Source organism: Escherichia sp. AM3 (assembly GCF_032029835.1).
Classification (GTDB): domain Bacteria; phylum Pseudomonadota; class Gammaproteobacteria; order Enterobacterales; family Enterobacteriaceae; genus Escherichia; species Escherichia coli.
In genome coordinates this window covers 17,538-27,432 of the sequence record NZ_JAVUPQ010000053.1, presented here as the reverse complement: position 1 = coordinate 27,432, position 9,895 = coordinate 17,538, and the positions used below count along the sequence as shown (strand labels likewise).

Sequence of the window (9,895 nt, the reverse complement as noted above, 5' to 3'; positions counted from 1 at the left end):
TCGGTGGAGCTGCATGACAAAGTCATCGGGCATTATCTGAACATAAAACACTATCAATAAGTTGGAGTCATTACCCTACAAGAAAAAAAATACAGACCTTACGGAATGGCTATCCCCTTTTAAAGAGGAACATAAAATATTCAGGGATTGTCCGGAGCAAAATACCGGGGATGTAATCAGACTGAAAGAGCAACTGTTGAAAACAGGACGTACAGAATTCGTGAATAATTTGTGTCAAGTCGCCAACTGGTATGAAATTAAGTCAATATACGATGAATATGTCCGTCTTTATGCCAATGAAATCATTAGTTGGTTCAACAAAACCATGGCGTATTTTAAACCAACAGATTTTATCCGATATACATGGAAATTCGCAACAGTTACTCCGGATAAAGATACAGAAACCGGGCATACAACTGCATGGGAAAAGGATTATTGCCAGATAACCATACAACGTGATGAACTTCTGAGGTTGATTCACACTAATACCCTTCAGGATGCAGTAATTTATCTTTGTCATTGTCTGCAGGAGAAATACAAGAAATCATCCCAGAATGAGACAGAGTTTCCAGGAATAAAACCTCCGGCATCAGAGAGTGAAATTAATATAACAGATAATATTGAATTTTATTCTCTTCTGGAGCTCAGTAAAGATAATGAGAAGCGGCTGGAAACATTTCAAAAATGGTATGAAAAAAAATAAAGTTTTGTTAGAAAGTCATAAACAAAAACGAACAGAGAAGATTGACGTTGCCGTACGACTTGTAGGGCTGAAAGCCTATGATCTGCATGAAGGTATTCCGGATAGGCCAAAACGAAAAGTTAAAGATGGCATAAATGAAGACATCAAAGCCGATACCAGTTTACGCCTGTCAAAGACAAATATAAGTGATACGTCGCTAAACCGTTATCGCCGCACTGTTAAGGAGATTATCAATAACGAAATCGACGTATTCCTGTTGGAACAGAAGAAAAAAAATAAAAGATTTCCCTACAGTGAAGATAGAGATGTGATTCGACCTTTATGGGGCAAATGCCTGACCGGACAGTAACTCCCTGAGGGGATAACAGCCCGGTTATCCCCTGTTCGTTATGCCTCGGTATACCGGAGTTCCAGGGACACGAGACAATCGGCAAATTATGCGGCTTTTCCATTAACAGATTCGGCCACAAGAACAACACCGTGTTTGTTTCGATCAGGATGTTCACTCCAGATTTCTGATTCAGGAATACTTTCCCCATCATAGCAGATCCGATCACCATCAAACGGATAATACCGTGCGGAATCTGTATCTAAGATAAACACCTTAAGATTCGTTGAACGACGCGCTATATGCTGCCAGAGGGCTTTACCTCCTTCATATTGCTCGTTATCACTTAATAGTATAACGCCTGCTTTTGTGGCTATTGTTTCATAAACAAACGTAGCAAGGCCAACATCACGTACAGCGCCATCGACAACAATCCCTTCAATCTGAGCAACGTCCTGTTCTTCCCAGAATTTCCGGACAAACACCCCTTCAAGCTGTGAACGACGCTGAAGCTCCAGAGTGGCAACAACCTTATGGCGAATATCACCATCAATAACAGAAGGTGCAGCTTCGATTACCGCAGCGAACGGAGTCTCTGGATCCCAGATGATCTGGTAAAGCACGCCCTGAATAGTTACTCCATCCAGTATCGAAAAACGGCGGGCTACAGTAGCAGGAGAGTAAGACATTGGAATGACAGCTATTTTATGGCCTAAAATTTGAAAACATTAGTATCAATACTGACCTCATCAGTCTGAGCATATATTGATAAAGTTTTTATGTTTACACTCAATAAATACCTTGCCAAACAACTAATAGCGATGTCTACATTGCCATTCGACATGCTTACAATTTTTGTCAACAAGAAAGTGAATTTATATCAACGGTAAGAAGTAAACACGAGGACACCAAAACCAAATGTACACACTTTTGTGCTTTGTGTCCCCTGTGTGTACCCAAATGACAAGCTGCAAGAAAATCTAGGCACACACTTATCTAACTTATTGATTTAAATGGTGCCGATAATAGGAGTCGAACCTACGACCTTCGCATTACGAATTATAAGAATCCGCTTCTAATTCAAAGCATTACCCCATCAACACTGCGCTCACACGTCCCACCACATCAAAACATGTAAAGCCTTGCAAGCCATTGCGAGGCCTTATGTGTCTCAGTTTTGTCCCACCTTGTATTACGACTTGCATAGCCAATGAAGATAAACGTGACGACAAACGGCGCAGCAGTCTTCTTTTCCTTCATACTTTCCCCACCCAGCATGCATACCTTTATGCCATAACTGAAGTTTATGTCTGTTATGAGCGAAAAGCGGGCATTAACGCCCAATTAAAGTGTGAAGCACGTATTCACCATACTCAATTTGAATACCTTAATCACTAAATTTGAACCAAACTGAAAATGCCAAGCGTGCTGAGCCATTCTTAAATTGTTTGTTATATTTCAAGCACGACAGAGTCAATAGACAACCTTGAGTTATCAGAAATATCCTCGACAAACTCAGCCCACGTACCTCTCTCGACTCTTCGACTGCAATAATGCGAAGTAGCCCTAATGAAGCCAATAGCGACATCATACAAATCTTGGATAAATTCTTCTATAATAGCTTCGTTGTTGTCACCGTAGGATAAAAATATAGAGTCACGATAGTTCGCTTTACCACGGTATCTAAATGCCTGAATAAGGAAATTAACTTGTCCTTTTTCTAGTGCGTGATCGCGAACTTCGCGAGCAGCTTTCGTGCGAAAGTTGTCAACACCAAGAGCTTTGAAATCACGAGAAGTTCTCACCCTCTCTTCTGTTTCCCACTTTTTGTAGCCATGAGTCCCCTTTAGATAGGAAACCAGTGCACCATGAGCAGTTTCATTATCATAAGCTCTATTATTCAGGTCGAAACGGTTAGCACCTCTATATGCAGCAATCTCGGCATCAGCAGTGTTTGAAACTAAACTAGTTAGAAGAAGATTAAATGGATATGGGATAAGTTCTTTTTCCGCGATATCTGACTGCCAAACTTTTGCTGTGGCTGTATGTGTCTCTTGAATAGAACCAGAAGATGCTGCAACCATCGCGCTAGCGGAAAAATAGATACTGTAATACCAAGAAATAATAGCTGAACGACATATGTCATATTTATCTTCGACATCTTTATTCATACTTTTCAAAGATGACAGATTATGTAAGGCCATCATTGTGTTCTCAAACACAAGCGTATCAGCTTCACGATTGACAGGTCTACGTTGTACCCGAGCATATAAATCATTTAGTTTATCATCGGCACAAGCGCCACCGTTAACGACTTCGGCAAGGGCCCTCATCCAATTTACAGTCCCCTGAAACGCAAACCGGGGCTCTGCCTGATCACCGGCTTCAAATAGCCTGTCTAATAGCCACTTACTCATGATAAACCTTTGGAAATATGCGGTTATTCAGCGGAAAAATCTGTATCTAAACACGGACTTTTCCACGTTTGTAAATTTAATGTGTGGAACACTACATCGCTTTTGTATAACTGACAACAGCTTATAGGTACAGCCGGGAATTGTATTTGTTATAAATACGGATTAATCCACCTAACAAGTGGTGGCGATACCTTGATCCGGACAAGATATTTTTGCAGTGCAACAACGTCTGCAATTGGCACAGAGCAGACCAGAGACACAGGCGTAAAGCCATGGAGGATCGGCGGGAGGAGGTAAAAATCCTCTCATGCAAAAAATACGCAAAATCGATAACAGTTGGAAATCATTCAATACTCGCACTATCGGAAGTTCACCAGCCAACCGCAGCACGTTCTTGCATACGACGTGGCTGCGGTTTCAACTCCCGCCAGCTCCACCAATCATGATTGGACGGTGTAAGGACAACACCAACAAAAACAGGAAGTTAGCAGTCTCAGCAGGACACCGACCAGACGGTGAGGAGACAAAAAAGGATACGCAAAGGAGCCGCGGCTCTCGAGTGACACAAAAGCCCGCTTATGCGGGCTTTTTGTTTTTCCCTTAAGTTCCTAGCCGCTTATCTATAACTATGGAAAAATGTTAACCCTGACTGTATGTTAACAAAGGGATGTATATGTCGGTTTTTCATAACTGGCTGCTTGATATCGCAAGCGGGAATTACTTTATCTACATCAAACGCCTTTCTGCAAACGACACAGGCGCAACAGGTGGCCATCAGGTCGGACTTTATATCCCCTCAAATATCGTTGAAAAGCTTTTTCCATCTATCAATCATACTCGCGAACTGAACCCTTCAGTCTTCCTTACTGCGCATGTATCATCCCATGATTGCCCTGATACCCAAGCACGCGCAATTTATTACAACAACCGTTATTTTGGTAAGACCCGAAACGAAAAAAGAATTACGCGCTGGGGGAGAGGAAGTCCATTACAGAACCCTGAAAATACAGGAGCCCTCACAATTCTTGCTTTCAGGTTAAACGAACAGAACACTGACTGTTCCGAGGTAGATATATGGGTCTGCGTCAATCCCGATGAAGAGGATATCATCGAGTCTGCTATTGGCGAAATCATACCTGGAACCCTAATTTCCGGCCCTGCCGGACAAATTTTGGGCGGATTGTCTCTTCAGCAAACTCCAGTAAATCATAAATATGTTATTCCTGAAGACTGGAAGAAGCGTTTTCCTTCTGGAAACGAAATTATTCAATATGCTGCTGGCCATTATGCTAAAAACTCCAAGGATCCAGATGAGCAACTGATTGACCGTCGGCGTGTCGAGTATGATATTTTTCTACTCGTCGAGGAATTACATGTTCTTGATATTATTAAGAAAGGATTCGATTCTGTAGATGAGTTTATTGCATTAGCCAACTCTGTCAGTAATCGACGTAAATCAAGGGCAGGCAAATCACTTGAACTTCACCTAGAGAAGCTTTTTATCGAGCACGGACTACGGCATTTCTCCACTCAGGCAGTTACTGAAGGTAATAAAAAACCAGATTTCCTGTTTCCTTCAGCAGAGGCATATCATAACGTTGAATTTCCTGTAGAAAACTTACGTATGCTGGCAGTAAAGACCACCTGCAAAGATCGCTGGCGTCAGATACTGAATGAAGCAGATAAAATCCATCAGGTACATTTATTTACACTGCAAGAAGGTGTTTCTTCAGCACAATACCGAGAAATGAAAGATGCGGGTGTCAGACTCGTTGTACCATCAACTTTACATAAAAAATACCCAGAAGCAGTTAGAGAAGAATTAATAACGCTCGGAGCATTCATTACTGAGCTGATAGAGCTTTACGCTGAACTATCATAGGCTGACTCCCGGCTTAAAAGGCCGGGAGATGTTCTCAAGGCTGCCCAGTCTTACCAGCATCAGCAGAAACAGCTTTGAGGATATAGGGTTCCAGAAGTCTGGCAACAGCTTCAAATACTGGCACCACAACTGAGTTACCGAACTGCCGATATGACTGAGTATCTGAAACCGGAATACGGAATGGTTTCCCTCCAGGTTTTTCAAATCCCATAAGGCGTGCGCACTCTCGGGGAGTCAGCCTGCGTGGTCGACGAGCCTGATTACTCTCATTCATAAAGTCAGCCTCTCCCGTTGCCATATCCCAACCACGATCAATAAGAATTTCTGATCCGTCTTTGTGATATCTGGCAGAAAGTGTGCGTGCAATGCTTTCCTTATTCTCAGGATTGACCAACCCAAAGCCAAAACCATTCCCCTTGGCTGCATGCTTTTTGGCGTAGTTATAAAGGTACTCCCATAGTTTTGGCGTAAGTATATATTTACTGTCGACTACAGGCTCCAGCAATTCACCAAATGATGGGCGGTGTTCCGGATAAAAACGACTGATATCACGCAAGGTAAACCCCTTGTGAATATTCAGATCTCGTCTAAATCCGACCAGAACAATGCGTTCACGATGCTGAGGCAAAAAATGCTTCCCATCGATAATCTTTGGATCGTTTTTTCCCATTTCTGCAGCATCGGCAACTTCGTAGCCCAGCTCGTCAAGGGTCTCCATAATGACTTTGAAAGTTTTACCCTTATCATGGCTCTTCAGATTTTTGACATTTTCCAGCACAAAAATTGCCGGTTTTTTTGCTCGTATAATACGTGCCACGTCAAAAAAAAGTGTTCCTTGTGCTTCACATTCAAAACCATGCGCACGACCAAGTGAGTTTTTCTTACTAACACCAGCAAGGCTAAATGGCTGGCACGGGAACCCCGCAAGAAGCACATCATGATCCGGCACATGCTCATCAATATATGCATAAGCATCCGTTTCCAATACATCGGTTTTATCACTCAGCGTGACTTCCCGAATATCGAGATTGAATTTATGCACCTGTTCATCGTTAAACCAGTTGGCCTTGTATGTACGCACAGCATCTTTATTCCATTCACTGGTAAAAACACACTGGCCTCCAATGGCCTCAAAACCTTTCCGTATCCCTCCAATTCCAGCAAATAAGTCAATGAAGCGGAAAGCATATTCCGGATGGTTTGCAGGTGGTTCTGGTAGCATCTTACGCAGAAGAGACTCTTCTACTGAAGTCAACGATTTTGGTAAACACTTGCCATTAATCCAGCGGTTAATGGTTTCACGGCTCCACTCATTTTTTCCGACTTTTCTCAGTAATTCAGCCACATACTTCTGATCATAGATTTCCAGCACTTTCTCGATAAGCTTTTTATCATTTTCCTGTCGCAGCTTTTCTTCCGCCTCGGCTTCCTTCAGCAGATGCTGTGCCAACACTTCAAATTCAGACATAATTCCTCCAAGGGGTCTAATGGGTGAAACTTTATCACTCATTCAACCCAGAAGGAAATGTTTTATCTGGATATTTAAACAGTAACTACAACGTAATCTAGCACTGGTGATGCTTTGTTAGGCATAGAGAATCATTCTATATACGACTAATGACAGAAAAACAGCAGACAAGTAGTTTGTTCATAAATTAACGCATACTATGTGTCTACGGTTTTCGAGACCGGTCCAATCATCAAACGAAACATAAAATTAGCTCACATTATGAGGAAAAGTATCTTTTTTGTACTATGTAAATTCAAAGGCTTAGCCTCATTTCTCCGATGGTTTTCTCAACACTACTGGTTGTGAGCCCTTGCAATGATCATTAATATACGTCTCACAAATAATTCTTCATAGATATTGCAAAATGGATATTACTGAGTTTCCTTCTGGAGTAATTGAACACCTTGGCTGGTATGTATACCGATTGATTGATCCGAGGGACGGAAGCACCTTCTATGTAGGGAAAGGCAAAGGTAACCGCGTATTTGCCCATATGCGCGGTGAAGTGGCAGCGACTGATGATGACGAGTTACTGAGCAACAAGCTAAAGCAAATTAGAGAAATAAGGTTAGCAGGACTTGAAGTTATCCATGTCATCCATCGACACGGAATGACTGATGAAAAGACGGCGTACGAAGTTGAAGCAGCACTTATTGATGCCTACCCTGGGTTAACGAATATCATGAATGGTGCTGGCAGCAATGAATTCGGCGCCGCGCATGTCAAAGAGTTGATAGCAACATATCAGCCCGAAACCATAACATTTCATCATAAAGCATTAATGATATCCGTTAACAGAAGTGCAAAGGATTCAGAGCTTTATGATGCGGTTCGATTTAGCTGGCGCATTAATGTCTCTCGCGCCAGCCAAGCAGAAATCATTCTTGCTACTGTAAGGGGGATCGTTCGAGGGGTTTTCATTGCTGATAAATGGCTCAAATCAACACGTGAAAATTTCCCTTCGTTGAAATACTGGGACGAGGATCCTGACTTTGAGGCAACACAAAGTTCGCGCTATGGTTTTGAAGGTCGAGAAGCCCCACCTGAAATAGCAAATCTTTATCTTGGAAAAAAAATACCAGATGAATTAAGAAAAAAAGGAGCTATGTCCCCGGTCCGTTACTCACCTAATTTTTGAGTCTTTAAGTGATAAGCATAAACCGCAGCACGTCATGCATACGTCGTGTCTGCGGTTTTTCTTTTTTGCTTACACGGTGTCTGGTTCTTCTGGCCACTCAATATCAGGTGCAGTTGATGTATCAACACGGTTCAGCAACACCCGATACTTTTTCCATGCGGCCAGTAACGCTTTCTCTTCCTCCGTTGCGATTTCCAGCTCAACAACAGTCTGAACGTACCGGGAACAGCCTCCTTCAGAGCTTGAAGGATATCAATGTTCGCTTCCTGTTAACTGCCGGACAAGTGCAACCAGTTCGCTTACCTGATTTTCCAGAGTGCTGATCCGGGTGTCTGCTGTTGCCAGATTTTCACGTAGCGTTGTGTTTTCCTCTTCCAGCGCGGTAACGCGATCATCTGTTTCACGGGCGAACTGAACAAGTAAGCCCGTCACGGCGGCGTAGTCAACATTCAGATAACGTGTTTCTTCACGTAATTCATTGCCGTCAACCGTTGGTCCCTGCAACTCTTCACCGTAATGAGTAAACGATCCCACAGCTTCTGGTATCGCCTCCATTACTTCCTGTGCAATAACGCCAGCATAAGGCATCCCGTTTTCCCTGAGCGTGTAGGTGTATCCGTTCATTTTACGGATTGCTTTCGTCGCGTCGCTGATAACGAGAATATCGTCTTTAAGGTCGCGGTCTGATGACTGATTCAGCGTTGTGCAATTAATAGCGCCATTTACATCAAACAACTGGCCTGCTGACGTTTTTTGCGCATAAAACAGATACGCAGCAGACGTGCCAACCTCAAAAACGTTTTGTCGAGTACTGGAACCCCACACCCTGATACCAACTGGTAGTTCTGAATTACCTGAATTAAGTAAAGCAAAACGATTGCCAGTCCCTGTTTGTTTTCTAATTACTAAATCGGCAGTTGAGTTAACCTCATCTTTGTTGATGGTTAGCGCCTGTGCTGTAGCACCGTTGACAGTACCGCTTAGTAGTTGCACCGCGCCATCATCGCCATTTAACAGCACTTGAGCGCTGCTTCTGTGGTTTTTAAGGCACAACATTTTTCCCGTGTTTTTCGATGTACCTACTGACCACGCCGAATTGGTTCCAGTGCTATCAACACCGCGCACAGCACAATTCATACTACTGTAATCTGACGTACTCCCCAGCACATCAACACGCCCGCCGCCTAATTTTGATGGAGTCGTCGAGGTTAACGACCTGACGGTTACATCCTGATTCCATCCTGAAACAACTACCTGACTCCACTCCGTCCAACTTCCATTGACAACAAAGCGAACATATATGCGTTTTGTGTCGCTGCCAATCAGCGTTTGCATGATCGCATAATCTGAACCCGTAGTTTTACGAGTAGATTCTACACGTAGCAAAAAGTTACCGCTTACGCCGTCAGGCTTATTGGTAATATATGCACCACCTGCGACAGTTTTGCATTGATAGTATTTAACAGATCCAGCCACTGTATTAGCAATGATCAAGTCGTTTAAATCAATAGTCTTGTTGTCAATGGTTTCCGGCTCGATAGATCCCGCCATACCTGCGTTAAATGTGGCAAGGTCAGAAAAGGTTGTTTTACCGCCTACCGTCACCCCGCTATCGAGTTTTGCTTGTGTGATTACTTTGCTGTTTTTTGTGTGGTCAGAATAACTACCAAAATACAAATCACCGTCACCAGCTATACCTAGGTATTTTTGATCAACATCATCAACCTTAAACCCAATGGACAAGTTTTTAATTGTGTTGTTGCTCGTTAAAACCAAAGGCGTATGCTGAGATCCTTTGATGCTTACCGTAGTGTTATCGGAACTGGTGCTTGTGTTTGCAAATTCTGCGGTGGCTGCGCTGATTTTGTAAGTTATTTTTAGATTGCGGGCCTCAACCCTCCCGTCGTGGCGAACAAT

Annotated in this window: 7 protein-coding genes and 2 pseudogenes; 4 read left to right on the top strand and 5 right to left on the bottom strand. The window is 42.9% G+C overall.

All coding sequences use genetic code 11. The annotated features are described in order from the left end of the window. Positions 1 to 60 (top strand): IS1 family transposase (locus tag RTW80_RS31440; protein ID WP_071528444.1); only part of this gene is annotated, 60 nt, incomplete at its 5' end. A gap of 16 nt (positions 61 to 76) precedes the next feature. Continuing rightward, positions 77 to 1,052, top strand: a pseudogene (locus tag RTW80_RS17190) (hypothetical protein); the annotation flags it as partial. 86 nt (positions 1,053 to 1,138) lie between these two features. Here RTW80_RS17190 and RTW80_RS17185 read toward each other — a convergent pair. Both RTW80_RS17185 and RTW80_RS17180 read right to left on the bottom strand, forming a co-directional pair. Next, positions 1,139 to 1,720, bottom strand: coding sequence for a hypothetical protein (locus RTW80_RS17185; RefSeq protein WP_001310565.1), 582 nt, complete (start codon positions 1,718 to 1,720; stop codon positions 1,139 to 1,141). A 762-nt stretch (positions 1,721 to 2,482) separates the two neighbouring features. Further along, positions 2,483 to 3,448 carry a hypothetical protein gene (locus RTW80_RS17180; protein WP_000049501.1) on the bottom strand — a complete coding sequence of 322 codons (966 nt, stop codon included), beginning with the start codon at positions 3,446 to 3,448 and terminating at the stop codon, positions 2,483 to 2,485. A gap of 673 nt (positions 3,449 to 4,121) precedes the next feature. Between RTW80_RS17180 and RTW80_RS17175 the strand changes: the two genes are divergently transcribed. Then, entirely contained in the window at positions 4,122 to 5,330 is a 1,209-nt protein-coding gene (locus tag RTW80_RS17175) for a type II restriction endonuclease (protein ID WP_000110239.1), read from the top strand. A 34-nt stretch (positions 5,331 to 5,364) separates the two neighbouring features. Here RTW80_RS17175 and RTW80_RS17170 read toward each other — a convergent pair whose 3' ends face one another. Further along, positions 5,365 to 6,798 carry a DNA cytosine methyltransferase gene (locus tag RTW80_RS17170; RefSeq protein WP_001288444.1) on the bottom strand — a complete coding sequence of 478 codons (1,434 nt, stop codon included), beginning with the start codon at positions 6,796 to 6,798 and terminating at the stop codon, positions 5,365 to 5,367. A 406-nt stretch (positions 6,799 to 7,204) separates the two neighbouring features. Between RTW80_RS17170 and RTW80_RS17165 the strand changes: the two genes are divergently transcribed. Next, complete coding sequence (locus RTW80_RS17165) at positions 7,205 to 7,978, top strand: LEM-3-like GIY-YIG domain-containing protein (RefSeq protein ID WP_000355482.1); 774 nt, start codon at positions 7,205 to 7,207, stop codon at positions 7,976 to 7,978. Positions 7,979 to 8,047: 69 nt separating this feature from the next. Here the strand turns inward: RTW80_RS17165 and RTW80_RS17160 are convergent. Both RTW80_RS17160 and RTW80_RS17155 read right to left on the bottom strand, forming a co-directional pair. Further along, a pseudogene (locus RTW80_RS17160) lies at positions 8,048 to 8,182 on the bottom strand (tail fiber assembly protein); the annotation flags it as partial. Positions 8,183 to 8,230: 48 nt separating this feature from the next. Then, complete coding sequence (locus tag RTW80_RS17155; protein WP_226762406.1) at positions 8,231 to 9,034, bottom strand: tail fiber domain-containing protein; 804 nt, start codon at positions 9,032 to 9,034, stop codon at positions 8,231 to 8,233. Between the last annotated feature and the right edge of the window lie 861 nt (positions 9,035 to 9,895).